The sequence below is a fragment of the Nocardioides daedukensis genome (assembly GCF_013408415.1).
In the GTDB taxonomy this organism is placed as follows: domain Bacteria; phylum Actinomycetota; class Actinomycetes; order Propionibacteriales; family Nocardioidaceae; genus Nocardioides; species Nocardioides daedukensis.
The window spans coordinates 2,722,195-2,748,016 of sequence record NZ_JACCAA010000001.1 but is presented as its reverse complement, the minus strand read 5'-3'; the positions used below and the strand labels follow the sequence as shown (position 1 = coordinate 2,748,016).

Below are 25,822 nucleotides of genomic sequence, written 5' to 3'. Positions count from 1 at the left end.
GCGGTGTCTTGCCTGAGAAGGCGGCGTTTGTAAATGCTAGTTCAGAGTGCCTGCAGCGAGTATTGACGCGCACAAAGAGCCACGTCAAGGGTTGTCGACGAATAAGTGAACATGAGTTCCGCCAGGGAGGTGTCCGAGTAAGTGAGGTGCCCGCGCAGGGTCAGGAGCCGGGGACGGACCGGTCGAGGAGCACGGCGAGCACCATGGCCACGAGGTTCTCGTGGAAGTTGGCGTGCCGCACGATGTGACGCGTCTTGTGGAGGTCCGAGATCAGGAACATCGCGAGCTGGCAGCGCGCTCTTGCCTGCTGCTGGTCCAGGCCCGGGACGACTGCCTGCAGCAGAGCAACCCATTCAGCGATGTATTCGCGCTGTCCGGCCCTCATGGTGTCGATCACGTCATGCTCCCCGGAGGGGTCCTCGAGCGTGGACGCCCATGACCCCATGAGCGATGTGTAGCTCCGGACGAGCTCGTGCAGCGCATCGGCCGGGGTCGCCGCGCTGGCCAGCGTGCGGTCCAGATTCAGCCACAAGGCGTGAGTGCCCCGATCGGTCACGGCACGCAGCAACTCGGATTTGCTGGCGAAGTAGCCGTAGACGTTGGGCCCCGTGACGTCCGCCGCAGCACCGATGCTGGCCATTGTCGTGTCCTGATAGCCGCGCTCACCGAACTGCTCGAAGGCCACGGTGAGCAGCCGCTCGCGCATCGAGACCGGGGTCAGGTTGGGCTTGACCGGCTCGGCCACCGGGCCGATCTCCACCAGCTCGGCGGCGGGAACGGCCAGCAACGCCGCACGGACCGAGGGCACCCGGACCGAGGCGAGCGAGCGCATCGACCGCCGGCCCAGCCCGGAGAGCAGTGACTGCATCGCCCAGGCCAGCAGGTCGTCCTGGCCCGGGGTGAGGTCTGGCCGGCGCTGCCGAATGCCCGGCAGGAACCCCTCGGTGTAGGTCCGCATCCGCTTGCGCAGGTCACGCAGTTGGTCCTCGGGAAGGTAGCGAGCCTCGTGGGTCCACAGGTCGGAGAGGAACGGTCGGTCGGAGATCGTGACGATCATCCGCTCGACCGTGTCCTCATAACCGGTGAACGAGGGCGGGTCGTTGAGCCAGGCAAAGCTGTCGGCCACCACCCGCTGGAGCAACATCGCCTTGTTGGAGAAGTGACGGTAGAGCGCCCCAGCGGTGATGCCCACGGCGTCCGCGATCTGCGCCATCGTGACGTTGGGATAGCCATGCTCGGCGAAGAGCTCGAGGGACGCCACGAGGATCTGCTGCTTGCGATCGCGTGGGCGGCGCCGAGAACCGTCCACATGGGCCGCCGTCGTGTTCACGGGTCACACCTTAAACGACGTCAGTCATGGCGACTCGTGGCTCTCGAGCATCATGCAGCCCCGCCCGACTCGGCCGGCGTACGCTGCGCGGCACTCCGGATCACGGCGGCCCCGGACGGATCGATCAGCGAGCCGTGCTTGAGCAGGTTGTTCGCGTGTCCGAGGTTGTGCAGCGACAGGGCAGCCTCCAGTGACTGTCGCTGACCCATCGCGTCGAGCTGCTGGTTGATGGTCGCCTTGGACAGGCGCAGGCCGAACTGGGGTCGTGCCGCGATGCGCTCTGCCAGGTCGAGGGTGAACTCCTCGAGGTCGGCCAGGGGTACGACGTGGTTCACCATGCCGAGCCGATGTGCTTCCTCGGCGCCGATGGCCTCGCCCGTGTAGAGCATCTCCCGCGCCCTCCGCACGCCCACCTCATAGATGTGGGTGAAGTATTCGACACCGTTGACACCGAAGGCCGTGACCGGGTCGCTGAAGCTCGCGTCATCGGAGGCCACGACGAGATCCATCGGCCACATCACCATCAAGCCACCGGCAATGACGCGGCCGTTGACCTGGGCGATGGTGGGCTTGGGGATGTCCCGCCATCTCAGGCACAGCCCCAGATAGAGCTCGCACTCAAAGTTGAAGTGCCCCTCGATGCCCTCCTGGTCCGAGCTGGAGTGCATCGTGGCGATGGGTGGACTGGGGAGGTCGAAGGACCCGGTGAGGTCGTGACCCGAGGAGAAGTCAGGGCCGTCCGCGGCCAGCACGATCACATGGCAGTCGTCGTCGGCAACCGCCTCGAGGAAGGCCGCGTCGAGCGCCCGCAGCAGCGGCGGGTCCTGCGCGTTGCGCCTGTCCGGCCTGGCCAGGACAATGCGTACGACGCCGGGGCGGGGTCGTTCGAGCCTGATTCCGGGGTTCACCCCTCGAAGCCCCCGCCGGTGACGAGGAGCTGGCCAGAGACATAGTCGGCCTCCGGATAGGTCAGCATGACCACCGAGCCAGCTGCTTCCTCGGGAGTGCCAGGCCGCCCGAGTGGGATCGCCGACTTCATCGCCTCGAGGATCTGGGGATTCACCCCGACCTTGATCTCGCGGCCCTCCACCTCGATGGTCGACCCGGCATCGGCGTCGACCTCGGTGAGCCGGGTCGTGATGAAGCCGAACGCCACGCAGTTGACGTTGACGTTGTAGCGGCCCCATTCCTTGGCGAGGGTCTTGGTCAGGCCGATGACACCTGACTTGGCCGCGGAGTAGTTGGCCTGCCCCGCATTGCCGAAGACGCCGGCGACCGAGGAGATGTTGACCACCTTGCGGTGCACCGCACGACCTTCGGCCTTCTCCTTCTTGACCGCCGCGCTGATCACCGGCTGGGCGGCCCGCAGGATGTCGAAGGGCGCCTTGAGGTGGAGGTCGAGGATGGCGTGCCACTGCTCGTCGGTCATCTTCTGGATGACCGAGTCCCACGTGTAGCCCGCGTTGTTGATGATGATGTCGATCCCGCCGAAGTTGTCGGTGGCCGCCTGCACGAAGCGGGGAGCGAAGTCCGGTGCGGTGACACTGCCCGGCACTGCGACCGCGTCACCACCGTTCTTGCGGATCTCCTCCACGACCTCCTCGGCCGGAGCGGCGTCCAGGTCGTTGAGCACGACCCGTGCACCCTCCGCCGCCAGCTGCAGGGCGACCGAGCGCCCGATCCCGCGCCCTCCGCCGGTGACGAGAGCAGTCTTTCCTTCAAGCTTTCCCATGATGTTCCTTCGTGTGCTGAGGAGCCCGGTCCGGGCTCAGTCGAGTGAGATGACCGCTTCGCCGAGCATGGTCGTGGTGCCGTCGGAGAGCTCGACGGTGAGGTCGAGCGTGGCCAGGCGTTCCCCGTCCACCTCCGAGACCTCGCGGACGACCCCACGGCAGGTGGGCTGTCCGTGGACCGGCGTGATCGAGGCGAAGCGCGTCCGATAGGAGCGGACGTTGTCGATGCCGAAGTTGTCGGTCAGCAGCCGGGCCAGATAGGCCATCGAGAGCATGCCGTGGGCGAACACGTCGTCGAGACCGGCCGAGGCAGCCACGTCGGAGTCGATGTGCACCGGGTTGTGGTCGCCGGAGGCGCCCGCGAACAACGCGAGGGTGGTCCGGGAGATCGGCTCGATGACCAGGTCGGTCAGGTGGTCGCCGACGGTCAGGGGCGTGGTCGTCATGCGCCCACCCCCGCCAGTTGGCGTACGACGAGGGTGTTGCGCATGGTCACCACGCGCTTGCCGTCCTGGTCCACGATGGGTGTCTCGGTCACCATGAACTGCAACTCTCCGCCCTTCTTGTCATAGACATCGGTGACCACCGTCGAGGAGCTGAGCTCGTCCCCTGCATGGGCGGTCCGGTGGTAGACGAACTCCTGCTCGCCGTGCAGCACCGCACGCAGGTCCACCCCCAGGGCGTCGAGATAGGCGAAGGGATCGGGCGCCTCCAGGTCGACGCTGAAGAAGAAGGTCGGGGGCACGGGCAGGTCGCGGTGACCGGCCCGCCTGGCCGCGGCCTCGTCGATGAAGACCGGGTCGCTCTGTCCCGTGGCCCGGGCGAAGAAGCGCAGCCTGCTCCGCGTGATCAGCAGGGTCCCGCCCGGGCGGGAGGTGCCGATCAGGTCGGTGGTGAGTCCCATCTCAGGCCGACACCTTCTGATACATCGTGACGACGCAGGCGCCGCCCAGTCCGAGGTTGTGCTGCAGGGCGGCGTCCAGACGGCCCTCGACCTGGCGGTCCTCGGCCTGGCCACGCAGTTGCCACACCAGCTCGGCGCACTGGGCGAGCCCGGTGGCGCCCAGCGGGTGTCCCTTGGAGATCAGGCCTCCGGACGGGTTCGTCACCACGCGTCCGCCATAGGTGTTGTCGCCCTCGAGGATGAACTTCTCCGCTGTCCCCGCAGGCGTCAGGCCGATGGCCTCATAGGTCAGCAGCTCGTTGGTGGTGAAGCAGTCGTGCAGCTCGACGACCCGGACGTCCTCGGGACCGATGCCGGACTGCTCATAGACCTGGCGGCTGGCATCGGCGGCCATGTCATAGCCGATCAGGCGCAGCATGTCGCCCTCGAAGGTCGAGTTGAAGTCCGTCGCCATGGCCTGACCGGCGATCACCACGTCGGCCCGGATGCCGTGCTTGGCGGCGTACTCCTGCGACATGACGACGGCGGCAGCAGCACCGCACGTGGGTGGGCAGCACTGGAAGCGCGTCAACGGGCCATAGATGTGGGGCGAGCCGAGGACCTCCTCGAGCGAGAGCGGTGCGCGGAAGACCGAGTAGGGGTTGGCCGCCGCGTGCTTGCGGGACTTGACGGTGATGTGGGCGAAGACGGCCGGATCCATGCCGTGGTCCTCGACGTACTGCTGTCCGGCGGCTCCAAAGAAGGTGGCCGCGTTGGGCACGGCGTCGTCGGGGATGCCGCGCACCCGGTCGCGAACCGTCTCGAAGGCTTCGAGCGCACCGGGACGGTCGGTGAAGGAGGCCGTGATCGCGCCGGGGGTCATCTGCTCGAACCCGAGCGCGAGGGCGACGTCGACGGCACCGCTCTCCACGGCCTGGCGGGCCATGTAGAGCGCCGAGGACCCGGTCGAGCAGTTGTTGTTGACGTTGACGATCGGGATGCCGGTCTGACCGACGTGATAGAGCGCCTTCTGACCGGAGGTGGAGTCCCCGAAGACATAGCCCACATAGGCCTGCTGCACGGCGTCATAGCCGATGCCCGCATCGGCCAGCGCCCGCCTGGTCGCCTCGGCTCCCATCACGTCATAGTTCTCGCTCTTGCCGGGCTTCGTGAAGGGAATCATCCCCACGCCCGCGACCACTACCTTGTCCGACATCTGTTTCTCCTCAATGGTGGTGTTGTCCGTTTGGTGCGGCCGGAGGATCGTCCTCCCGGCCGCGGCTCACACGCTCAGCCAGTGCGCTGCCTCGACCCGCTCGGGAGCGCTTGGCTCACCCCACGGGGTTCGGGAGAAGCGCGGCGCTGGTCGCGCCTGGTCGACCCCGCCGATGGCGGTGTGGATCCCGCGCTTGGCGAGATGCTCGTTGTCCAGTGCCTCGGCATAGGTCAGCACCGGTGTGACACAGGCATCGGTGCCGGCGAAGACCTCGCTCCACTCGGCCATCGTCCGGGTCCGGAAGGTCGCGACCAGGGCGTCCCGCAGTTCGGCCTCGCGCGCTTCGTCGTACTGCGCGGGCAGCTCGTCGGCGCTGAGGCCGAGGAGCCCGATCATGGTGGCGAAGAACTGGGGCTCGATGCAGCCGACCGCCATGTGCCGGCCGTCCGCGCACTCGTAGGTGTCGTAGTAGGGCTTGCTGCCGTCGATCAGGTTGGTGCCGCGCTGGTCCGACCACTGCCCGGCACCGCGCAGGGACCACATCATCTGGGCCAGGACGCTGGCCCCGTCGCACATGGCCGCGTCGATGACCTGCCCACGCCCGGAGGCCTGGCGCTCGAAGAGCGCGGAGAGCACACCCAGGAGGAGGAACATCGTGCCGCCGCCATAGTCACCGATGAAGTTGAGCGGTGGCACGGGACGCTCTCCGGAGCGCCCGATGTTCTCCAGGATGCCGAGCAGGGAGATGTAGTTGATGTCGTGGCCGGCCGTGTGTGCGAGCGGGCCCTCCTGGCCCCAGCCGGTCATCCGGCCATAGACCAGACGGGGGTTCCGCTCCAGCGCCGCGTCGGGCCCGAGGCCGAGACGCTCCGTGACGCCGGGACGGAAGCCCTCGATGAGCACGTCGGCCTCGGCGACCAGGTCCAGGACCATGGCCACGTCGGCGGGGTCCTTGAGGTCGGCGCTGACAATCCGGCGGCTGCGGAGCAGGTAGTCCTCGGGTGCGTCCCCGGCGGCGTGCGGCGCGGCGCGCTCGACGCGCACCACGTCGGCGCCGAGGTCCGCCAGGATCATCGCGGCCAGCGGGCCCGGTCCGATCCCGGCCAGTTCCACGACCCGAAGTCCGGCGAGTGGTCCCTCACGGTGCGTCATTGCTTCTTCTCCTTGGTGTGCTGGAGTGCAGCGTCCATCGCCTGTACGGCGCTCGGGGTCACCCCACCGATGACCTGGGCACGCGCCTCTGCGTCGAGGTGGTCCCGGAGGCTGGAGCTGGCACTGGCGTTAATCAGGTTCTTGCTGGCCCGGACTCCATAGTGCGGAAGGGCGGCCGTCTGCTGGGCAAAGGCGATCGCATCAGCCAGGGGGTCGACGCTGACCTCCGAGGCAAGTCCCCACGCCACCGCCTGGTCGGCGTCGATGACACCGGCCTCGTAGAAGACCCGCGAGGCCCGCCCGTGGCCGATGAGCCGAGGCAGGAACCACGACAGACCGAGGTCACCCACACTCATGCCCAGGCGCAGGAACGGGGCGGAGAACCGGGCGTCGGCAGCGATGAACCGGACGTCCGCCGCCGCGGCCAGCGCGAACCCGGCACCCACGGCGTGCCCGTGGACCGCCGCCACCACGGGCTGGGGGATCGAGCGGATCGCCATGATCACCTCGACGGCGACCGACATCATCTCGGTGAACGCCTCTACCGGGGTCTCGAGCAGGGCGTCGGGCCTGCCCGCCTCGAGGTCGAGCCCCGCACAGAACGCGCGGCCCTCCCCGCGCAGGACGATCACGCGTACGTCGCGCCGCTCGCCCAGGTCGAGCAGGGCACGACGCAGCTGGCGCATCGACTCGGGAATGAGAGCGTTGAGCCGATCGGGGCGGGCCAGGGTTACGATGCCGACCTCACCGCGGACCTCGGTGTCCACGACGTGCGTGGTCTCCGAGGGCAGTTGCCTCACCGTCATCTCACGCCTGCGCCTTCGCGGGCCAGTACTTCTCCTTGAGCCGACGCTTGAAGAGCTTGCCGGTGTCCTCGCGGGGCAGCTCCTCCTCGAAGACCACCACCTTGGGCACCTTGTATTTCGCCAGGTGGGAGGCGACGTGGTCCTTGACCTGCTCCTCGGTGAGCTGCACCCCGGGCCGCGGCTGGATGTGCGCGGCGAGCGCCTCGCCCATGTCGGCATCGGGGATGCCGAAGACGGCTGCGTCGAAGACACCCTCGAGCGACAGCAACGTCGACTCGATCTCCGCCGGATAGATGTTGACGCCTCCGGAGATGACCATGTCGTTGAGCCGGTCGCTGAGGTAGAGGTAGCCGTCCTCATCGAGACGTCCGACGTCACCCACCGTGATGAATCCGTCGGCTGCCTCGATGGAACGCCGCTTCTCGTCGTTGCCGATGTAGGTGAAGTCGGGCCAGAACTCGGAGCGGCCGTAGATCACGCCCGTCTCACCCACCGGCAGCTCCTCGAGGTCCGGCCCGAGGATGCGGACGTCGGCGCCCGTCACCGCCTTGCCCACGGTGCCCGGATGGGTCAGCCAGCCTTCGGAGGTGCTGTAGGTCCAGGCACCGCCCTCGGACCCGCCGTAGTATTCGGAGATGATCGGCCCGAGCCACTCGATCATCGCCCGTTTGGTCTCGGCCGGGCACGGTGCCGCCGCGTGCACGACGTGCTTGAGCGAGGAGAGGTCATACTTGCCGCGCACGTCCTCGGGGAGGTCGAGCATCCTGTGGAACATCGTCGGCACCATCTGGACGGTGTCGACCTGGTGCTCCTGGACCAGCCTCAGGAACTCCTCCGCGTCGAACTTCGGCATGATGATCAGGCTCATCCCGAGGGCTGCCCCGAAGGTCATGTTCACGTTCGGAGCCGTGTGGTAGAGCGGCGCGGGCAGCACGGTCGTCAGTCCTGGCCCCATGCGCAGGAACTCGGAGATGAAGCGAGTCACGCCCTCCGCCTTGTCGGCCGTGATCGGGTCCCGCAGGATGCCCTTGGCCAACCCGGTGGTGCCTGAGGTGTAGATGACGGCGAGGGGCGGCGCTCCTCCGGCCGCGACCGCAGGCTCGGCACCCTCGATCAGGTCGGCCAGCACCGGATAGCGGCCGGTGAGCGGCACGTCCCCCAGGTGGTAGGCCTCGCGGATCTCCTGGGGGACCTCGGCCTCGATGATCTGCATCCCCTCAGGCCGTTGGGCCTCCACCCCCGGGATGAGATGGGAGTGGACGACCGCGACCTTGGCGCCGGAGTCCGTCAGCAGGTGCTTGAGATCCACACCCGTCCAGTGCCAGTTCACCGGCACCGGGACGGCGCCGGCCGCGGAGGCGGCCAGGTTGGCCTCCACGAAGCCGATGTCATTGACCATCACGATCGCGTAGCGGTCGCCGTGCTCCAGCCCCATCGACTGCAGGGCGCTGGCGAATCTGGCGGCGCGGCCCTTGACCTCGGCCAACGTCTTCACGCGGTTGCCCAACCGGACGAACGGTTCACTCATCGGTGTTTCCTCTCGCTGGAGCCTGCTTGACTGGTGGCATTGACTGGTGTTGTGGAGCGGTGCCGTCCCGAGGTCCGGCATGTGCGTCAGGTGTGACGCGGTGGGTCAGAGACTGCGCGCGACGATCTGCTTCATCACCTCGTTGGAGCCGCCGTAGATCCTCTGGACGCGGGCGTCCTGATACATCCGGGCGATGGCGTATTCGCGCATGTAGCCGTAGCCGCCATGGAGCTGGACGCACTTGTCCAGGACCAGGCCCTGCTGCTCGGTCAGCCACCACTTGGCCATTGCCGCGGTCGTCCCGTCGAGGTCGCCGGCCAGGTGCCGCTCCACACAGCTGTCCAGGAAGACGCGCGAGACGTGCGCGACGGTCGCCGCCTCGGCCAGCACCATCTGCGTGTTCTGGAAGTCGAAGATCGACTGCCCGAACGCGCGCCGTTCCTTGGTGTAGTCGGTGGTCATGCGGAGCGCGCTCTCCATCGCGGTGACCGCGACGGCAGCAACGAGCAGGCGCTCCTGGGCCAACTGGGTCATCAGTTGCTTGAAGCCCTTGCCGGGCACACCGCCGAGCACGTTGCTCCGCGGGACCCGCACGTCGCTGAACGACAGCTCGGAGGTGTCCGCCCCGTGTTGGCCGACCTTGTCGAGGATCCGGCCACGGGCAAAGCCGGGAGCGTCGCGGACATCCACGAGCACGAGGGAGATCCCCGAGTGGCCTCCCGCGGGATCGGTCTTGGCGACGACGAGGATCAGGTCGGCGGTGTGGCCGTTGGAGATGAACGTCTTGGCGCCGTTGACGACGAGGTCGTCGCCGTCCTCGAGGGCCTTGGTGCGCACTCCCTTGAGGTCGGAGCCGGCACCGGGCTCGGTCATCGCGATGGCCGCGACCACCTCACCCGTCGCCATCAGCGGGAGCCAGGTGCGGCGCTGTACCTCGGTGCCGTAGGCCAGGATGTAGTGGGCCACGATCCCGCTGTGCACCATGTTTCCCCACGACGTGTCGCCCGCCGCACCCTGGGCCTCGCAGATCGCCATCTCGTGGGCGAAGGTGCCGCCGCCACCGCCGTACTCCTCGGGGATGGAGCAGCACAGCAGGCCCAGCTCGCCGGCCTTGAGCCACACGTCGCGATCGACGTGGTGCTGCTTCTCCCACGTGTCGAGGTGAGCCACGATCTCGGTCTCGACGAACGTGAGCGAGGTGTCGAGGACGGCCGAGACCGACTCGTCCTTCCACGACGACCGATACGGGCCTGTCATCTACTCATCCTCTTCATCTGATGAATCTTCATATACATCTTCCCACTCACAGGCCTGCATGTGCCTTGTTCTGATTCTTACTCGTCATTTACTTAACGTCAAGGCCCAACGCGTGATCTCTTACGCGTCGAGGGGAAGTGCGGCCTCCCTGTCCGCTCGTTCCGCGCTCTCTTGTGCCGTGTCCCCCGTGGTCCGGCCCGCCGCGCCCTTCCGCCGACCGCGGGTCAGCCCGCGGGCGATCACCCGGACCAGCCCGATCACACCGGTGGGCAGGAGGAACATGAAGAACAGCAGCGCGACGCCGAAGGAGAGCCCCGCCGCGGACTGGTCGAGACTTGCCGTGTAGGTCGGCACATAGACCACGAACAGTGCCCCGAACACGACGCCGGGCATCGCGCCGAGTCCTCCGACGACGATGAGGATGATGAAGGTGATCGCCAGCGTCAGACCGAAGGCATCGGGACCGACGAACTGAACGACCCAGGTGTAGAGGACCCCCGCCACCCCCGCCAGAGCGGTGCTCAACGCGAAGACCCGGGTCTTGATGACCGCTGCCCGGACCCCGAGGGTGGCACCCACCGTCTCGTTGTCGCGGATCGCGATCAGGCTGCGCCCCACCCGCCCGCTGGCCAGCCGCTGGCACACGACATACGTCGCTATCGCCGCAGCCAGACACAGGTAGTAGACCCACTGGTCCCGCTCGAGCCCGACGGCGCCGGGGGGCTCGGCGGTGTCCAGGATGATGCCCTCCTGCCCATGGGTGATGTCGTCGAACGCCTTGATGATCGACGGCGTGATCAGGGCCAGCGAGAGCGTGACCAGGGCGAGCTGGAGCCCGGAGAACCGCAGCACCGGACGCCCGACCAGATAGCCGAGAGCCCAGGCGACCACGGCCGCGAGGGGTACGACGGCCAGGTAGTTCCAGGCGTATTCGTTGACCAGGGTGGCCGACAGATAGGCCCCCAGCGCGAAGAACGCCCCATGGCCCAGGGAGATCTGTCCGGTCAGGCCGGTCAGCAGGTTGAGCCCGAGCCCGACCACGACGAAGACCAGCACCATCGACCTGTCGAAGTTGACGTAGGGCGCGGAGACCATGGGTTGCCAGATCAACCAGCCCAGCAGGGCGACCAACCCGAGGATCACCAGCGGACGTGGGGCGCGGACAGGTCGCTGCTGCTCACGCAGCATCGTGAAGACGTTCATACCCGGACCACTTCCTTCTTCCCGAACAGGCCTTGGGGGCGCACGATCAGCACGCCGATGATGATGAGCAGGGCAATGGCCTGTTTGAAGTCCCCACCGATGCCCGGGAGGTAGGTCCCGGCCAGGTTCTCGACCACGCCGACGATGATCCCGGCGACGAGTGCCCCGGGCGGGCTGTTCAGACCGCCCAGGATCATCGCCGCGAACGCATAGATCAGGGTGGTGGCCAGCATGTTCGGTTGCAGGAACAGCTGGGGTGCCGCGAGTGAGGCGACCAGCGTGCCGATCACGGCAGCGAGACCCCAGCTGATCGTGGTCAGGTTGGCCACCGCGATGCCCGACAGCGAGGCCGAGTCGGGGTCTCCGACCGAAGCGCGCATCGCGAGTCCGATGCGGGTGTGCTGGAAGAGCACATAGAGCACCACCGCGATGACGCCGGCTGCGGCCATGATCGCGAAGCCCTGGCGCGAGATGACCGCCGGACCGATGTTGATCACCGGCCCGGGCCAGATCTCCGGGAACCCGCGGGCGCTGAAGTCCCACACCCAGCCTGCACCGTTGTTGAAGACCAGCATCAGGCCGAGCGTGATGATGATGAGCGTGAAGTGCGAGGCCGTCCTGGAGAGGGGGCGCACGAACACCAGCTCCGCTGCGGCCCCTCCGAAGAACGAGAGCACCATGGCGATGACGATCGCCATGACGACGGGCAGTCCCCACTCGGTGAACTGCCAGGCGACAAAGGCGCCGACCATCGCGAACTCGGCCTGGGCGAAGTTGATGATCCCCGACGCGCGATAGACCAGCACCAAGGTGAGTGCCAGGGCTCCGTAGAGGGAGCCCCAGGCGATCCCGTCGATCAACTGCTGAAGAAGCAATGTCATGTCAGATCCTCATCCCAGGTATGCGCGACGGATCTCGTCGTCATTTCGCATCGATTCCGCGGGACCCGAGCGGACGATCCGCCCGGTCTCCATGACGAATCCCTTGCTCGCCGCGGCCAGTGCCACCTTCGCGTTCTGTTCGACGACCAGCACGGTGATGCCGGTCTCCGCGTTGATCTCGGTGAGCACACTGAAGACTTCGGCCGTCACCTTCGGCGCGAGCCCCAGGGAGGGTTCGTCGAGCAGCAGCAACCGCGGCTGAGAGATGAGCGCCCGGGCGATCGCCAGCATCTGCTGCTCCCCGCCGCTCATGCCTCCGGCCAGTTGGTTCGACCGGCTCTTCAGCTTGGGGAAGAAGTCGTACCAGCGGTCCATCAAGGCGGCCACCTGCCGCTCGGGCAGGCGATAGCCACCCACCCTCAGGTTGTCGGCAACGGTGAGGTCCTTGAAGGTGCCCCTGCCCTGAGGGACGTGGGCGATGCCGTGACGAGCGATTGAGTGGGTGCGTTTTCCGACCAGCTCGAGACCGTCGAGCACGATGGATCCCTGGGTCTTGACCAGGCCGGTGATGGCTCGCATGAAGGTGGTCTTGCCGGCCCCGTTCGCGCCCAGGATGACGGCGATGTCTCCCTGGTCAACGCTCACCTCGACGTTGTGTAGCACGGTGCCCCGCCCATAGCTGGCGGTCAGCTGCTTCGTGGCGAAGAAGGTCATTCGGCACCTCCCAGGTAGGCCTCGATCACTCGTGGATCGGAGCGCACCTGGTCCGGAGTCCCCACCGCGATGGTGCGACCCAGCTCCAGCACAGTGACCTCGTCGCACAGACTGGCGACCATGTCCATGTTGTGCTCGACCAGGAGGACCGCGAAGCCGTGGCTCCCTCTGAGTCCGCGCACCAGCTCGGCGAGCTCGAGCACCTCACCGTGGGTGAGTCCATTTGCAGGCTCGTCGAGCATCAGCAGGCGAGGCTCCATCATCAGGGCCCGGGCCAGCTCAAGACGCTTCAGCGACCCGAACGGCAGCTGACCAGCCACCTCATCGGCGTACGCCGTCAGCTCGAGCTCGGCGAGCAGGGCCCGGGCCCGTTCGCGCTCGGTCCGCTCCGAGCGGCGAATCGATGGCAAACCCAGCGCAGTCGCCCACATCCCGCCTCGCGTGCGTGGATAGGCACCGACGAGCACGTTGTCCAGGACGGTTTCGGTGGGGAAGACCCCCACGTTCTGGAAAGTCCGGGCGACCCCCAGCCCCGCTACCTGGTCCGGTCGACGGGCCAGTACGTCGGTCCCGTGGACCTCGATCGAGCCCGACTGGACCTCGTAGAGCCTGCTGACGCAGTTGAACAGCGTCGTCTTGCCAGCACCGTTGGGTCCGATCAGGCCCATCACCTGGTCAGGCGCCACACCGACCGTGGCCCCGTCGAGCGCGATGATCCCGCCGAACTCCACCCGCACGTCAAGGATCGAGAGCGCCGGCGGCGTGCCTCTCGACGGCTCCGGGTCGCTCACGGGACCAGTCGGCCTGACTTGGGCGGCGGCTTCACTTGTCACGGGTGATGACATCGGCGTACTCCCACTTGCCGTCGAGGAACTGCATCGTGGCCATCGAGGTGATGGCATAGGGGTAGTCGGCGTCGCCACTCCCGAAGGTGATGCCCTCGAGGCCGAGGTCGGTCTCGACGCCCCGCAGTTTCTGCACCGTCTCGAGCAGGCCCTCGCGGGTGCACCCGTCGAACTCCTCGAGCGCCTTGAGCATCATCTGGGAGTTGTTGTAGCCCAGTGCCGCGATCGAGTTGTGGGTGTCGACCCGGTCCTTGTTGCGCTCGGCGAACTCACGCCAGTTCTCAACTCCCGGCATGTCGTTGTTGGCGTCACTGCTGACGTCATAGACCCAGGCCACGGACCTGACCCCCTCGGCGGCGTCCTCGCCCGCGGGAGCCAGCACCGTCGAGACGTCGGTCGACGCGGAGATCACGAACTTCTCCACGTCCCAGTCGATCTCGTTGGCCTTCTTCAGGGCCTGGGTCACGAACGTGCCGGTACCGAAGTTGACGAAGACGTCCGCTCCCGAGCTCTTCAGGTTCACGATCTGGGAGTCGACCGAGGTCGAGGTCTGCTCGTAGGACTCCTCGGCGACGACCTTGAGCCCGGTGTCCTTCACCAGGTCCTTGAGACCGGCGAGACTGCCCTTGCCCAACCCGTCGTTCGGGTAGAGGACGGCGATCGTGGCGTCGGGATCGATCTGCTCGATCGAGCGCACCATCACCTCGTTCTCGAAGCCGACCTGCGGGAGCATGAACGCTGCGATCGTGGCGCCCTCGTCACGCTTCTTCTGGAACTCGTCCGAGCCTGTCGCGGCAAAGACGATCGGCACCCCGGCCTTGGTTGTGTAGTCCATGATCGCCAGCGTCGGCGACGTTCCGGCGGCCTGGAAGATGGCGAACACCTGGTCCTTCTCCACCAGTTGACGGGTGTTCTTGACCGCACGCGCCGGGTCGTAGGCATCATCGAGACTGACGAACTCGATCTTTCGCTTCTTGCCGTCCCCCATCGTGACGCCACCCGCCTCGTTGACCTCGTCGAAGAGCGCGAGGGAGGCCTGCGGCATCGCCTTGTAGGCAGCCGCGGCGCCGGACTGCATCGTGCTGGCGCCGAGCTTGATCGTGTCATCGGTGATTCCGGGATCACATCCATCGACGCCGCCAGCTGCCTCGCGGCTGTTGCCACAGCCAGAGAGTGCGAGCGCAGCCAGGGATCCGGCAACGAGGGCGTGAACGAAACGACGGTTCATGACGAGCCTTTCGGTATGTGAGCCACGCAACATTGCGATGGGACGGATACTAAATTGAGATTTGCTTAGTCCGCAACTACTTCCGCAAATAAGCGCCCATATCGCCTCTTTTCGCGTGACTGATCTCTGAATCATCAGTTACTCTGCAGTAGACCGTCGTACAGCGCCGCTAGGGTTCATCTGGTGGCCTGTGGTCGTCTGATCACAGATTCCGTCGCGACAGCGCGCCACATGAACCATTGCCGACGGAGCGCCGGTCGGCGTCGGCCGTTGGCGTCGCTGGCCGCCGGTTGGCGTCGGCCCGTCGGCGCCCTGTGGATAACTCCGGACCCGACTCGCTCGCTCGGGCAGCGTTGTGGGCATGTCCACAGCACCTTCCACGCCACCGCTCGACACCCGCAGTCCGTTTCACCGGACCGAGGCGCTCGCCGCTGGCCTGACCGACTGGGATCTGCGCGGGAGCCGGTTCCAGACGATCCTCCGCGGGGTGGACATCACCTCGGCGATCCGGGTGACCTGGCGACACCGGAGCCTCGCTGCCCTGAAGGCGGTGCCCGCGCCCGATGCCCACCTGAGCCACGTCAGTGCCGCGCGAGCGCACGGCGTACCTGTCCCGGCGATCACCGACGAGCACGTGACCGTCAGCCGACCCGAGGACCGGCGCCGGACGGCCGGGGTGAGGTGCCACGTCGCGCCGACCGGTGATGTCGTGTGGTCGGGGTCAGCGCGGGTGTCGTCGTCGGAACGGACCTTCGTCGAACTCGCCTCCCAGCTCGGGCTGGTGGACCTGGTGGTTGCCGGCGACTCGATGGTGCGGTGGGGGCACGCATCCCTCACGTCCCTCGAGAACTATCTCGACGGGTGCACCTTGCCGGGAGTTCGGGCAGCCCGGAAGGCATTCGCCCATGTGCGGGAACGGGTTGACTCCCCGATGGAGAGCAGGCTGCGCATGCTGCTCGTGCTGGCCGGGCTGCCCGAACCCGAGGTGAACATGGAGATTCGGCTAGGGGACGGCACTGTCGCCCGGAGATATGACCTGTGCTGGAAGGACGTGCGGGTGATCGTGGAGTATGACGGCCGCCAGCACGTCGAGGTCCGTGAGAACTGGGAGAACGACCTCAAGCGGCGCGAGGCGATCGACGAGGACGGCTGGCGGATCATCGTCATCACCGCGAGCGGGGTCTACAAGGAGCCGGGCGAGACCGTGCGCCGGGTGTTCACGGTGCTGAAGGCGCGCCGACTTCCGGGCCTACCGGCACGACCGAGCGAGCAGTGGCGTCCGCATTTCGAGCGGTCGTGAGAGCTCTCGCGCTGCAATGGTTCATATGGCGTGCTGTTGTCGGCTTCTCAGCGATTTCGTTGCGGCAGGACGCCATATGAACCATTGCTGACGCGGTCCACTGAGATGGCGAACGCGGGGCCACCGGAGGTGAATCCGGCAACCCCGCGTCGCGGCGTACAGGTGGATCAGATCGCGATGGCGACCTCAGCCACCGAGCCCACGGTAGCGACGACCTTCTTGTCGGTCGTCTCTGCGCCGGCTGCCAGCGTGCGGAGGGTCCACTCGCCGTTCCCGGCGAAGAACCGGAAGTGTCCGGTCGCCGAGGTCGGGACCTCGGCAGTGAATTCACCGGTCCTGTCGAGGAGGCGGACGTAGGCGTTGCCCACCGGCTCACCGCCACGGGTGACCTGGCCCTGCACCACGGCCTGCTTGGTGACGTCGATGCCGTCGAGCGACAGCCCGCCTTCAGTTGCTCCGCACATTGCTATTCCTTCTGTTCGAATCGAGTGAATCAGGCGGGGACGTCGCCGCGCGCGTCACCCAGGACGATCGGCACACCGACGAGGGAGCCGTACTCCACCCACGAGCCGTCGTAGTTCTTGGTGTTCTCGTAGCCGAGCAGCTCGTGCAGCACGACCCACGTGTGCGAGGAGCGCTCGCCGATGCGGCAGTAGGCGATGGTGTCCTTGCCGAAGTCGACACCGGCCTCCTCGTAGAGCGCCTTGAGCTCCTCGTTGGACTTGAAGGTGCCGTCGTCGTTGGCAGCCTTGCTCCACGGGATGTTCGAGGCGGTCGGCGGGTGGCCGGCACGCTGGGCCTGCTCCTGCGGGAGGTGGGCCGGGGCGAGCAGGCGACCGGCGTACTCGTCGGGGCTGCGCACGTCGACCAGGTTGTTGACGCCGATCGCGGCGACCACGTCGTCGCGGTTGGCGCGCTTGGACTGATCGAGCTCCTGGGCGGTGTACGTCGTGGGGGTGCGCTCGGGGATGTCCTGGGTCAGCTCACGCGACTCCAGCTCCCACTTCTTGCGGCCGCCGTCGACGAGCTTGACGTCGTTGTGGCCGTAGAGCTTGAAGTACCAGTAGGCGTATGCGGCGAACCAGTTGTTGTTGCCGCCGTAGAGCACGACGGTGTGGTCGTTGCTGATGCCGTTCTTGGACAGCAGGGCCTCGAAGCCCTCCTTGCTGATGATGTCGCGACGCACCTGGTCCTGCAGGTCGGTGGTCCAGTTGAACTTGATCGCGTTCTTGATGTGGCCCTTGTCGTAGGACGTGGTGTCCTCGTCGACCTCAACCAGGACGATCTTGTCGCTGTCGATGTTGTCCTCGACCCACTGGGTGGTGACGAGGGTGTCTTCGCGGCTCATCTGTGTCTCTCTTTCCGTTGTGGTGCAGGGCTTGTGGGGTGTCGCTCGCCGCAGGGTCAGGCGAGGACGGTGGAGCGGGTGGTCAGGCGCTTGCTGAGCAGGTAGATCTCGCAGCCGAGGCAGAACGCGAAGATCGCGTTGAGCAGGGCCGCGGCCAGCGCGAAGCCGACCGCGATGTGACCGAGCAGCGTCACGCCGGTCAGGTAGCCGACCAGTCCGACCACGGCGAACGCGAGACCGACGGTCTGCGCGAACCGCGGTGGGGCTGCGTCCTCGAGCTCGGTGGGTGTCCCCAGACGCGGGCGGACGAGGTGCTTGAAGATCACTGCGTGAGGAGTCTTCTGCACCCCGAATGCAGCGCCGATCGCGAACAGCAGAGCCTGTACGCCGAGCAGCGCGACGCCGAAGGTGCCCGGGGCGCTCAGCAGCACCACCGCCAGCACGACCGCGGTCAGTGCGGCGGCGAACTGTGGTCCGCGCGGATCGATCTGGTTGGACATGATGCTCCCGGGTCCTGGTCTGGGATGCCCGCCGGTCGAGGACCGGTCGGGGTGGCCGGCCGGCATGACGACGCCGGGCAGCAGGACACCGCTTTGTGCGCACACTCTTGGTGGCACGGACTCGTTCGATTCAGGTGCGAACGAGGGGGTGTCCGGTCAGGACATTCGACACAGCGAGGAGCGCGTGCGGCAGTGATCCACTGCGCGGCGCTTCGTCAGCAATGTCGTGAACATGGTCAAAGAGTACGTCGGGGTGGGTGGCCGACCTATTCGTGATCTCACGATATGGATGGGCGTTCCATTTAGTGAGACGAAGCGAGGTGGGTACAGGAGCGACGTACCCGAACGGTACGGGGGGTACGAAACACGCGGCGCCCGTCGTGAAGTGCCCAGTGGCCAGCACCCGCGAAGGCAGCCACTGGGCACTCCACGGCGGGCGCCGTGTCGTGCGGCCGGGATCAGCCGGCTCGTGTGCAGCGGGGGTCAGCCGGCGGCCATCCGGGCGCCAGCCGCATCGCGTGCGGTCTGAGTTGCGGTCTCGGGGACCCGCGGGGCCGGGATCGGACGAGCGACCTGGATCGTGCGCGGCGGGGTGACCCGGATCGCCGGCGGGACCGGGACGACCACGACGGTCGGCTTGAGCACCGGTGCGGTGGCACCCTTGGTGTAGCGACGGATCAGGTCCTTGACCTCGGCCGGCTCGAAGCCGCGCTTGAGACGCAGCACGATCAGCACCGTGTAGACCAGGATCAGCAGGTCCAGGCGCACCGAGTAGGAGCGCAGGGCGCCGCGGCAGTATTCGCCCTCGAGCATCAGCCGATCGGCATCCGTGATGAAGTCGCGACCGACCAGCTGCGAGGGGCCGGTGAGACCGGCGGGGGTGAGGAAGCGGTCCTCGACGTCGGCGAACTCCTCGCCCAGGCAGTCCATCACGTTCTGCGGGAGCGGGCGGTTGCCGATCACGCTCATCTGGCCGCGGAGCACGTGGGTGAACTGCGGCAGCTCGGTGAGCGCCACCTTCTCGAGCAGGCGCCCGATCCGGGTGTAGAGCGGGGAGTCGGCAGAGATGTTGAGGAACCGGGTGCCGGCCTCCTCCACCGAGACGGTTTCGCGGTTCGCGATCTGGGCGGCGTTGCGCACCATCGTGCGGAACTTCACCACCTTGACCGGCTCACCGGTGGAGATCCGTCGCATCGACCGGTAGTAGACCGGCCGACCCGACAAGATCAGGACCAGCAACGACGCACCGAGCACCACAGGCACCCAGATGATCGCGCTCGCCATGGTCAGGACGAGGTCAAATGCTCTCTTGTTCCTCATGATCTGAACTCCTGATTCGGGGCCGCAGGGCCCTCGGACTTCGTTGTTGGAGCAGATCCGCCATTTCCCGTGACGGACGCCGCGGTCACCGAGAGCCCGCGTAGCAAGAGCCAGAGCCGAGCGTCGAGGCCAATGACCTTCGACGACGGCCCCTTCCGCCCGAGCTGCTCGAGGTGAGCCGCCAGACGGGAGTAGAGGGTGTGCAGCCGGTGCCACGGCTTCTGCACGTCGGCAGGCTCCACGAGCCTGCCCGGATAGACCACGGACAGCTGGGCGCCGTGGCGGGCGGTGATCTCGCGCAGCCGGTGCTCGATGAGCAGCTTCCAGCCGGCGTACGAGCGACGGTCGGCACCTGGAGCAAGGGCGACCACCGAGGAGACATAGGTGACGCGAGTCGTCCCCGTCGTCGCGGCGAGGATCTCGTCGATCGCGCCGAGCTCGCGGGCGACGACCTCACGGTCGATCGCGGTCTGCCAGGTGTGCACCGGGCCGAGCGCGCAGATCACCAGGTGCATCGCGGGGTTCGTGTGCCGCGGGTCGCGCGTGCCTGCGGCGAGCGCGGCGGCGACCCCGGCGGGACGGCGTACGTCGTGACCGATGTCGGCGAGGACTGCCTCGTCGACCTCGCCGCGAGCGATCACCACCGTGGCGTCGCCGCGGGCCTTCGCCTGGGCCAGGACTTCGGCGCCGAGCCGGGTCTTGGGCCCGATCACGGCGGTCAGCCTGCCGGTGCGCGAGGCCTGGGCGAGCAGGTCCGTGTTGGCCTGCGCGTCGGTCTGGGGCATCGAGGTGTGCGTCATCGCACAACCCCCTCAAGAATGGTCTCGAAGCGATCCGCGATGCCCGCCAACGCGAACTCGTCCTCCGCCAACCGGCGCGACGCGCGACCGAGCTCGTCACGGCGCTCGTCGTCACCGAGCACCGCGGCCGTCCAGGCGGCCGCGGTCGGGATCGAGGCCGAGGACGGCGAGACGACACAGCCGCCGACCTTCTCGATCAGGGTGGCGGCCAGGTTCTCGGCGGGCATCAACCCGACGACGGGGCGCCCGGCGCACAAGTAGGAGAGCGTCTTGGACGGCACCGAGAAGGCTCCCGCGTCCTGCTCGAGCAGCACCACCAGCACGTCGCCGGCGCCGAGCACCTCGGGCAGCCGGTCATAGGGCTGGAACGTCAGCAGGGTCAGCGGTACGTCGCGGCGCGCGGCCTCCTCGCGGAGCACCTGCTCGGCGGGCCCGGTGTTGACCACGACCAGGCGGGCCTCGCGACCGTTGTCACGGACCGCTTCAGCCAGCTCCACCAGCAGCGCCGGGTTGTGCTTGAGGCCGAGGGTGCCCGCATAGAGCAGGGTGAGGGTGTCATCGAGCTCGTTCTCAACGGCCCAGTCGTTCTTGCGCTCGACCGGGACGATCTCGTCGATCGGCGCCCAGTTGGGAATCACGGTGACCTTGTCGGCCGTGCCCCACTCGGCGTGCACCGCGACCATGGCGTCGGCGATGGCGACGATCGCCGCGGCCCGCTGCGAGGTCCACCGCTCGGCAACGTTGAAGCTCGCCGCGACCAGGCGGAAGCCGCGGCCGAGCTTCTCACCGGCGAACGACTTGATCGCCACCGCATAGACGTCCTGGTGCCACAGCACCCACGGCTTGCGCAGCAGCAACATGCCGATCGCGAACACCACCAGGGTGGGGATCTGGGCGTTGGAGAGCATCGCGACGTCGACCTTGGTACGACGTACCTGCCTGAGCAGCTCGAAGCCGACCTGCAGCTCGACCAGCAGCCGCTTGGCGAAGTTGGACTTGTCGATCGACTCGCTGGGGCCGACCGGGTCGAAGACCAGCCTCTCGCCCGGCTCGGCGACCAGGTGGCCCTTGCCCGAGGGCCAGGCCGGGCAGAACGAGTGCGTCACGGCATGCCCACGACGGGACAGCTCCCTGCTCAGCTCAACCTGAAAGGGATGTCCGCTGTAGTCGTGGACGAGGATCTTCACTGGCTCTGGGGTCTCCGGCCGATCAGCCGATGGACCGCTTGACCTCGTCGTAGACCCACGCATAGGTCTTGGCCAGGCCGTCGGCCAGAGTGATCGACGGCGCCCAGCCGTAGGTCTCCTTGATCTGCGTGTTGTCGCTGTTGCGACCACGCACACCCTGAGGAGCGTCGAGCTTGTAGTTGCGCTCGCACTTGATGCCGGCGATGTCCTCGACGATGTCGACCAGCTGATTGATGCTGACCAGTTCGTCGGAGCCCAGGTTGACCGGGACGTTCGAGTCGCCGTGCAGGATCATCTGGGATCCCTTGACGCAGTCGTCGATGTACATGAAGGAGCGGGTCTGCTCGCCGTCTCCCCAGATCTCCAGCTCGTGCTTGCCGGTGATCGCGGCGGTGGCGATCTTGCGGCAGACGGCGGCGGGGGCCTTCTCGCGGCCACCGGTCCAGGTGCCCTCGGGGCCATAGACGTTGTGGTAGCGCGCCACCCGCGTGGTCAGACCGAAGTCCTCCTCGAAGTGGCGGCACATCCGCTCGGTGAAGAGCTTCTCCCAGCCATAGCCGTCCTCGGGCATCGCCGGGTAGGCGTCGGCCTCCTTGAGGGCGGTGATGTCGGTGTCGGTCTGCTTGTCGGCGGCGTAGACGCAGGCGCTGGAGGAGTAGAAGTAGCGCTCGACCTCATGCTTGCGGGCCGCCTCGAGCATGTGCGTGCTGGTCAGCACGGTCAGCATGCAGAGCGCCTTGTTGTTCTCGATGAAGCCCATGCCGCCCATGTCCGCGGCCAGCATGTAGACCTGCCGGGCGCCCTCGGTGTGCTCGAGCGCGTTGTCGAGCAGGGAGAGGTCCGCGACCGCGTTCTGCGCGTCGGGGTGGACCTGGTACCACTCACTCTGGGGCTTCACGTCGACCGAACGGACACTGAGGCCCTGAGAGAGAAGATCGGCGACAAGGTGCCCGCCGATGAATCCGCCACCACCTGCTACGAGAACGTCTACGGGCGCCACTGAAACCTCCGAAACTCCTGTTCCGCTGCCTTGGGGTGCAGCGGACCTGTGATGCCTACAACGAGGGACCTACTGAAGGGTCACGTCCGTTTTGGGAACAAGTTCTGATTTCACCGATCGGGTCTCGGGTGGCTGCTACTGTCGCGCCGTCTCGATCCCGCCTAGACCTATGGGGCAACCGTGCGCATCGCCGTACTCATGACCGGACTCACGGCCTATCAGGATGTCTGCTTCCGCGAGCTCGCCGCGCTGGGGGACGACGTACTGCTCGTGCACCCCCCGACCATGCCGTTCGCGGACTTCGACAAGACGAAGTTCTCCCGCGAGGTGACCCGGATCGTCTGGTCGCCCGAGATGCCGTCCGCCGCCGAACTAGTGCCGCAGATCGAGGCGTTCAACCCGGACGTGGTGATCATGTGGTCGTGGGACGGCGCCGGCTATCGCGCGGTGATGAAGCACTTCCGTGGCCGGGCGCTGCGGGTGATGTTCTCCTCGAACTTCTGGCACGGGACCGCGAAGCAGTACGCCGGCCTGGTCGCGCGTCATGCCTATGTCACCCCGCTCTTCGACGCGGTCTGGGTGCCCGGTGAGCGATCGGAGGAGTTCGCGCGACGGATCGGGTTCCGTGGTCGCCAGGTGATTCGGGGGGCGAACTCGGCCGATGTCTCGCTCTTCTCCCGGGGTCCTCGCTCGGGCTCGGAGCTGGCCTCGCGTGCGCGGTTCCTGTTCACCGGGCGACTGATCTGGCACAAGGCCCCGACGCTGCTGGCCGAGGCCTATGCGGAGTATCGCTCGGCGGTCTCCTCGCCGTGGGACCTGGACATCGTCGGCGGCGGTCCCCTGGCCGCGGACTTCGCGGGCATCGAGGGTGTGCGACTCGAGGGATTCATGCAGCCCGAGGCGCTCGCCGAACGGATGCAGGAGGTCTCCTGCCTGATCCTCCCCTCGCACATCGAGTGGTACGGCGTGGTCGTGCACGAAGCAGCCGTCGCCGGCCTCCCGGTGATCTGCTCCGACGGCGTCGGCGCTGTCCCCCACCTCCTCCAGGACGGCTTCAACGGCTGGACCGTCGAGGCGGGTTCCCGCTCGGAGCTGGTCACCGCGATGGTGCGGATGTCCTCGGCCTCCCCCGCCCGGCTCGAGTCGATGTCGCGCGGCTCGCAAGCGCTCGGCTCGCGGTTGACCCCTGAGATCTGGGCGGTCAACCTGCACGAGGAGCTCGAGCGGCGGCTCGCCTAACTGATGGGTTGGGGCCGGCGGCTCGCCTAACTGATGGGTTGGGGTCGGCATCTCGCCTAACTGATGGGTTGGGCCTGGCGGCTCGCCCAACTGATGGGTTGGGCCTCCAAAACCAGCCGATTCGGCTCCCAAAGCATCAGTTGCTCAAGGCCGCTCCCCGAACCCATCAGTTTCGGTAAGCGAGCACGCCCAACCCATCAGTTGGGAGATGTGCCCGGGCCAGTTGTCATCCACAGGGCGCCACCCGCACTCGCTCCTCCACAGCTGCGCCCGCGCGGCCCGCGAACACGCGCGAGTGCCCGCATGCTCTGGACGATGGAAACGACTGGACTTCATTTTGGCCGCAGTCCCGGGCAGGCATGGTTGCCCGTGACCCGGGGTGTCCATCGCCTCGAAGACCTCGACCCCGAGGCCGAGCGGATCACCGAGCTACGCGGATGGCTCGGCGTACTGCGTCCCGATGCCATGCTCACCGGACTGACCTCAGCCGAGATCCGAGGCTGGTGGCTCCCGCCACTACCGGACGACGTACCCGTCTTCGTCACTTCGCAGGAATGCGGCAACAACGCGGTCAGACCGGGCCTGAAGGTGAGCCGCCCGCGCACGGATGCCGGCGCCGAGGAACTCCTCGGCCTCCGCGTCGCCACGGTGTCCGAGACGATCCTGGCGTGCTGTCGAGTGCTCAATCTGCTCGACGCAGTGACCGTGATCGAGTGCGCAGTCCACGCCGGGGACATCACTGTCACGGACCTGGACCAGATCTCGCGGATGCGCCGGCGCGGTGCCCCGACTCTGCGCCGGGCCTTGGGCTGGGTTGATGGCAGGGCCGAGTCGATCTGGGAGGTGCTGCTCCGGGTGCTCCATGAGTCCAGCGGGATCAGGACCGAGCCCCAGTACGAGATCTGGGATGACGAAGGGACCTTCATCGCCCGAGGCGACCTCCTGCTCACGGGGACGAACACCATCCATGAGTACGACGGCGGCCATCACTTGGAGGTGCCTCAACAACGCAAGGACCTTCGGCGAGCTCGGAGGCTGGTCAATTCTGCGGAGTGGGAGCGGCGGGGTTACACCGCCTATGAGGTGATGGCGACCCCGAACGAGATCATCCGGGACGCCGACCTGACCATCGGTCGCACGCACGAACCAGGACGGATCCGCGTGTGGCATGAGCTCATCCGACATTCGTTGTTCACGCCCGCTGGAACCCAAGAGTTCCGAATGCGGGCCCTGGGGCCGGGTCGGCGCTCTTCGGACGTACAAACTGATGGGTTCGTCGCCTAGATCGGCCCCTTCAGGCGCCCAACCCATCAGTTACAGACGGTCGTTCGCCCAAGCCATCAGTTAGGCGCCGGGCGCACCCCTAACCCATCAGTTAGGCCCAGCGCACCCGCCAAGCCATCAGTTAGGCGTCAGCCGCACCCCCAACCCATCAGTCAGAAGCCTGCAACAGAAAGATCGACGCATGCGCAGTCGAACTCGCCTGCTTGCGCAGCATCACCGCACGCATCAGCGCCAGGCCACCCGGAGTGACCCGCACGGCGGTCTTGATCGCGTTCTTCACCGGCGATCGACCCTTCACCGTGAGCCACTCGCGGCTGAACATCTCATCGGGCAGCCAGTGCCGCTCGTGGTGCACGACCTCGAAGCCGAGCCGCGAGGCATAGGCGGTCATCGTCCGGTCGCCGAGGAAGTGCAAGTGGTCGCCGAGGTTCCAGTTGAACATGTGGTTGCGCTGGGCGCCGGCGGTGATCTCGCCGGTGGCCATCACGATCACGCCGCCGGGGCGCAGGATCCGCAGCAGTTCCGCGATCGTCGAGCCGGGGGCGGTCAGGTGCGAGAACACATTGATCAGGCTGATCACGTCGAAGGAGTCGTCGGCGAAGGCACAGTCCTCGACGGGTACGCCGTGGACGACGGCGCCGGTGACCTTCTCGGCGATCTTGCGACGATCGGCGTTCAGCTCGATCGCCTCACCCTGATAGCCCGCGCGCTGGGCGAGCTCGACCAGCAGCCCGCCACCGCAGCCGATGTCGAGCCACTTCCCAGTCGGCGTGGTGCCGCTCGCGAGGTCGACGTACTTCTGGAAGCGCTGCTCGAGGATCTTCTCCGCCTCGATCTGTCGGGTGGCGTCGAGGATCTCGCGCGAGCCGGCGTAGTGCCCCTCCTCCATCTCGGTCATCCGGGCCTGGCCCTGAGGGATGTCCTCGATGGAATGCAGGTCGCACGTCGCGCACGTGCCGAGACGGATCCCGTTCTCGGCGAAGAGTGGTCGCCATGCCTCGTCACTGCAGCAGTCGCACTTCATCTTGCCTCCGTGTGATCGGCATGCACCGTACCGCGCGGTTCCGC

Annotated in this window: 26 protein-coding genes; 3 read left to right on the top strand and 23 right to left on the bottom strand. The window is 67.0% G+C overall.

The window, feature by feature from the left end; translation table 11 throughout:
- Positions 1-160: 160 nt before the first annotated feature.
- The 15 genes from BJ980_RS19480 to BJ980_RS13490 form a co-directional block, all read right to left on the bottom strand.
- Complete coding sequence (locus BJ980_RS19480) at positions 161-1,330, bottom strand: TetR family transcriptional regulator (RefSeq protein WP_179502781.1); 1,170 nt, start codon at positions 1,328-1,330, stop codon at positions 161-163.
- Positions 1,331-1,380: 50 nt separating this feature from the next.
- The gene (locus BJ980_RS13555) at positions 1,381-2,238 is read right to left on the bottom strand and encodes an enoyl-CoA hydratase (RefSeq protein ID WP_179502780.1); all 858 of its coding nucleotides are present in this window, start codon (positions 2,236-2,238) and stop codon (positions 1,381-1,383) included.
- Positions 2,235-3,062: an SDR family NAD(P)-dependent oxidoreductase gene (locus BJ980_RS13550; RefSeq protein WP_179502779.1), complete on the bottom strand. Its 828-nt coding sequence runs from the start codon at positions 3,060-3,062 to the stop codon at positions 2,235-2,237. Before BJ980_RS13550 ends, BJ980_RS13555 begins: the two co-directional genes overlap by 4 nt.
- Before the next feature lie 36 nt (positions 3,063-3,098).
- A complete protein-coding gene (locus BJ980_RS13545) occupies positions 3,099-3,509 on the bottom strand; it encodes a MaoC/PaaZ C-terminal domain-containing protein (protein ID WP_179502778.1) in 411 nt (136 codons plus the stop codon).
- A complete protein-coding gene (locus tag BJ980_RS13540; protein WP_179502777.1) occupies positions 3,506-3,967 on the bottom strand; it encodes a MaoC family dehydratase N-terminal domain-containing protein in 462 nt (153 codons plus the stop codon). The genes BJ980_RS13545 and BJ980_RS13540 overlap by 4 nt, the downstream gene beginning before the upstream one ends.
- A gap of 1 nt (position 3,968) precedes the next feature.
- Positions 3,969-5,162: a lipid-transfer protein gene (locus tag BJ980_RS13535; protein WP_179502776.1), complete on the bottom strand. Its 1,194-nt coding sequence runs from the start codon at positions 5,160-5,162 to the stop codon at positions 3,969-3,971.
- A 66-nt stretch (positions 5,163-5,228) separates the two neighbouring features.
- A complete protein-coding gene (locus BJ980_RS13530; protein WP_179502775.1) occupies positions 5,229-6,314 on the bottom strand; it encodes a CaiB/BaiF CoA transferase family protein in 1,086 nt (361 codons plus the stop codon).
- Positions 6,311-7,120 (bottom strand): enoyl-CoA hydratase/isomerase family protein, encoded by an 810-nt coding sequence (locus BJ980_RS13525; protein WP_179502774.1) that lies wholly within the window; start codon positions 7,118-7,120, stop codon positions 6,311-6,313. The genes BJ980_RS13530 and BJ980_RS13525 overlap by 4 nt, the downstream gene beginning before the upstream one ends.
- Position 7,121: 1 nt before the next feature.
- Positions 7,122-8,648 carry an AMP-binding protein gene (locus tag BJ980_RS13520; protein WP_179502773.1) on the bottom strand — a complete coding sequence of 509 codons (1,527 nt, stop codon included), beginning with the start codon at positions 8,646-8,648 and terminating at the stop codon, positions 7,122-7,124.
- Positions 8,649-8,753: 105 nt separating this feature from the next.
- Positions 8,754-9,905 (bottom strand): acyl-CoA dehydrogenase family protein, encoded by a 1,152-nt coding sequence (locus tag BJ980_RS13515; RefSeq protein WP_179502772.1) that lies wholly within the window; start codon positions 9,903-9,905, stop codon positions 8,754-8,756.
- A gap of 120 nt (positions 9,906-10,025) precedes the next feature.
- Positions 10,026-11,108, bottom strand: a complete 1,083-nt coding sequence (locus BJ980_RS13510; protein ID WP_179502771.1) for a branched-chain amino acid ABC transporter permease — start codon at positions 11,106-11,108, stop codon at positions 10,026-10,028.
- Positions 11,105-11,989, bottom strand: coding sequence for a branched-chain amino acid ABC transporter permease (locus BJ980_RS13505; RefSeq protein ID WP_179502770.1), 885 nt, complete (start codon positions 11,987-11,989; stop codon positions 11,105-11,107). The genes BJ980_RS13510 and BJ980_RS13505 overlap by 4 nt, the downstream gene beginning before the upstream one ends.
- A gap of 9 nt (positions 11,990-11,998) precedes the next feature.
- On the bottom strand, positions 11,999-12,703 hold the full coding sequence (locus tag BJ980_RS13500) for an ABC transporter ATP-binding protein (RefSeq protein ID WP_179502769.1): 705 nt from the start codon (positions 12,701-12,703) through the stop codon (positions 11,999-12,001).
- Positions 12,700-13,494: an ATP-binding cassette domain-containing protein gene (locus BJ980_RS13495; protein ID WP_218855510.1), complete on the bottom strand. Its 795-nt coding sequence runs from the start codon at positions 13,492-13,494 to the stop codon at positions 12,700-12,702. The genes BJ980_RS13500 and BJ980_RS13495 overlap by 4 nt, the downstream gene beginning before the upstream one ends.
- A 31-nt stretch (positions 13,495-13,525) precedes the next feature.
- Entirely contained in the window at positions 13,526-14,776 is a 1,251-nt protein-coding gene (locus BJ980_RS13490; protein WP_179502767.1) for an ABC transporter substrate-binding protein, read from the bottom strand.
- 361 nt (positions 14,777-15,137) lie between these two features.
- Here BJ980_RS13490 and BJ980_RS13485 point away from each other — a divergent pair, with 361 nt between their 5' ends.
- Positions 15,138-16,076, top strand: coding sequence for an endonuclease domain-containing protein (locus tag BJ980_RS13485; RefSeq protein WP_179502766.1), 939 nt, complete (start codon positions 15,138-15,140; stop codon positions 16,074-16,076).
- Positions 16,077-16,243: 167 nt separating this feature from the next.
- On the opposite strand, the gene BJ980_RS13480 is transcribed toward BJ980_RS13485, so the two are convergent.
- From BJ980_RS13480 to BJ980_RS13450, 7 genes are all read right to left on the bottom strand, one after another.
- Positions 16,244-16,540: a DUF1416 domain-containing protein gene (locus tag BJ980_RS13480; protein WP_179502765.1), complete on the bottom strand. Its 297-nt coding sequence runs from the start codon at positions 16,538-16,540 to the stop codon at positions 16,244-16,246.
- A gap of 29 nt (positions 16,541-16,569) precedes the next feature.
- On the bottom strand, positions 16,570-17,424 hold the full coding sequence (locus BJ980_RS13475) for a sulfurtransferase (RefSeq protein WP_179502764.1): 855 nt from the start codon (positions 17,422-17,424) through the stop codon (positions 16,570-16,572).
- A gap of 56 nt (positions 17,425-17,480) precedes the next feature.
- On the bottom strand, positions 17,481-17,924 hold the full coding sequence (locus tag BJ980_RS13470) for a DUF4395 domain-containing protein (protein ID WP_179502763.1): 444 nt from the start codon (positions 17,922-17,924) through the stop codon (positions 17,481-17,483).
- Between the two features lie 483 nt (positions 17,925-18,407).
- Complete coding sequence (locus BJ980_RS13465; RefSeq protein WP_179502762.1) at positions 18,408-19,244, bottom strand: sugar transferase; 837 nt, start codon at positions 19,242-19,244, stop codon at positions 18,408-18,410.
- Positions 19,241-20,044, bottom strand: a complete 804-nt coding sequence (locus BJ980_RS13460) for a hypothetical protein (RefSeq protein WP_179502761.1) — start codon at positions 20,042-20,044, stop codon at positions 19,241-19,243. Before BJ980_RS13460 ends, BJ980_RS13465 begins: the two co-directional genes overlap by 4 nt.
- Positions 20,041-21,231, bottom strand: a complete 1,191-nt coding sequence (locus BJ980_RS13455; protein ID WP_179502760.1) for a glycosyltransferase — start codon at positions 21,229-21,231, stop codon at positions 20,041-20,043. Before BJ980_RS13455 ends, BJ980_RS13460 begins: the two co-directional genes overlap by 4 nt.
- Positions 21,232-21,253: 22 nt before the next feature.
- Positions 21,254-22,231 carry an NAD-dependent epimerase/dehydratase family protein gene (locus BJ980_RS13450; RefSeq protein ID WP_179502759.1) on the bottom strand — a complete coding sequence of 326 codons (978 nt, stop codon included), beginning with the start codon at positions 22,229-22,231 and terminating at the stop codon, positions 21,254-21,256.
- Positions 22,232-22,429: 198 nt separating this feature from the next.
- On the opposite strand from BJ980_RS13450, the gene BJ980_RS13445 reads away from it, so the two are divergent.
- Entirely contained in the window at positions 22,430-23,470 is a 1,041-nt protein-coding gene (locus BJ980_RS13445) for a glycosyltransferase family 4 protein (protein WP_179502758.1), read from the top strand.
- A 369-nt stretch (positions 23,471-23,839) separates the two neighbouring features.
- On the top strand, positions 23,840-24,754 hold the full coding sequence (locus BJ980_RS13440; protein ID WP_179502757.1) for a hypothetical protein: 915 nt from the start codon (positions 23,840-23,842) through the stop codon (positions 24,752-24,754).
- A 148-nt stretch (positions 24,755-24,902) separates the two neighbouring features.
- Here BJ980_RS13440 and BJ980_RS13435 read toward each other — a convergent pair whose 3' ends face one another.
- Complete coding sequence (locus BJ980_RS13435) at positions 24,903-25,778, bottom strand: class I SAM-dependent methyltransferase (RefSeq protein WP_179502756.1); 876 nt, start codon at positions 25,776-25,778, stop codon at positions 24,903-24,905.
- Positions 25,779-25,822 lie beyond the last annotated feature (44 nt).

Bases quoted from the DNA above. Each gene is read 5' to 3' on its own strand.
- BJ980_RS13510 (WP_179502771.1), bottom strand. From the start codon at position 11,108: ATGAACGTCTTCACGATGCTGCGTGAGCAGCAGCGACCTGTCCGCGCC.
- BJ980_RS13520 (WP_179502773.1), bottom strand. From the start codon at position 8,648: ATGAGTGAACCGTTCGTCCGGTTGGGCAACCGCGTGAAGACGTTGGCC.
- BJ980_RS13540 (WP_179502777.1), bottom strand. From the start codon at position 3,967: ATGGGACTCACCACCGACCTGATCGGCACCTCCCGCCCGGGCGGGACC.
- BJ980_RS13545 (WP_179502778.1), bottom strand. From the start codon at position 3,509: ATGACGACCACGCCCCTGACCGTCGGCGACCACCTGACCGACCTGGTC.
- BJ980_RS13535 (WP_179502776.1), bottom strand. From the start codon at position 5,162: ATGTCGGACAAGGTAGTGGTCGCGGGCGTGGGGATGATTCCCTTCACG.
- BJ980_RS13550 (WP_179502779.1), bottom strand. From the start codon at position 3,062: ATGGGAAAGCTTGAAGGAAAGACTGCTCTCGTCACCGGCGGAGGGCGC.
- BJ980_RS13460 (WP_179502761.1), bottom strand. From the start codon at position 20,044: ATGACGCACACCTCGATGCCCCAGACCGACGCGCAGGCCAACACGGAC.
- BJ980_RS13475 (WP_179502764.1), bottom strand. From the start codon at position 17,424: ATGAGCCGCGAAGACACCCTCGTCACCACCCAGTGGGTCGAGGACAAC.
- BJ980_RS13480 (WP_179502765.1), bottom strand. From the start codon at position 16,540: ATGTGCGGAGCAACTGAAGGCGGGCTGTCGCTCGACGGCATCGACGTC.
- BJ980_RS13465 (WP_179502762.1), bottom strand. From the start codon at position 19,244: ATGAGGAACAAGAGAGCATTTGACCTCGTCCTGACCATGGCGAGCGCG.
- BJ980_RS13435 (WP_179502756.1), bottom strand. From the start codon at position 25,778: ATGAAGTGCGACTGCTGCAGTGACGAGGCATGGCGACCACTCTTCGCC.
- BJ980_RS13500 (WP_179502769.1), bottom strand. From the start codon at position 12,703: ATGACCTTCTTCGCCACGAAGCAGCTGACCGCCAGCTATGGGCGGGGC.
- BJ980_RS13530 (WP_179502775.1), bottom strand. From the start codon at position 6,314: ATGACGCACCGTGAGGGACCACTCGCCGGACTTCGGGTCGTGGAACTG.
- BJ980_RS13505 (WP_179502770.1), bottom strand. From the start codon at position 11,989: ATGACATTGCTTCTTCAGCAGTTGATCGACGGGATCGCCTGGGGCTCC.
- BJ980_RS13470 (WP_179502763.1), bottom strand. From the start codon at position 17,924: ATGTCCAACCAGATCGATCCGCGCGGACCACAGTTCGCCGCCGCACTG.
- BJ980_RS13515 (WP_179502772.1), bottom strand. From the start codon at position 9,905: ATGACAGGCCCGTATCGGTCGTCGTGGAAGGACGAGTCGGTCTCGGCC.
- BJ980_RS13525 (WP_179502774.1), bottom strand. From the start codon at position 7,120: ATGACGGTGAGGCAACTGCCCTCGGAGACCACGCACGTCGTGGACACC.
- BJ980_RS13490 (WP_179502767.1), bottom strand. From the start codon at position 14,776: ATGAACCGTCGTTTCGTTCACGCCCTCGTTGCCGGATCCCTGGCTGCG.
- BJ980_RS13485 (WP_179502766.1), top strand. From the start codon at position 15,138: ATGTCCACAGCACCTTCCACGCCACCGCTCGACACCCGCAGTCCGTTT.
- BJ980_RS13445 (WP_179502758.1), top strand. From the start codon at position 22,430: ATGACCGGACTCACGGCCTATCAGGATGTCTGCTTCCGCGAGCTCGCC.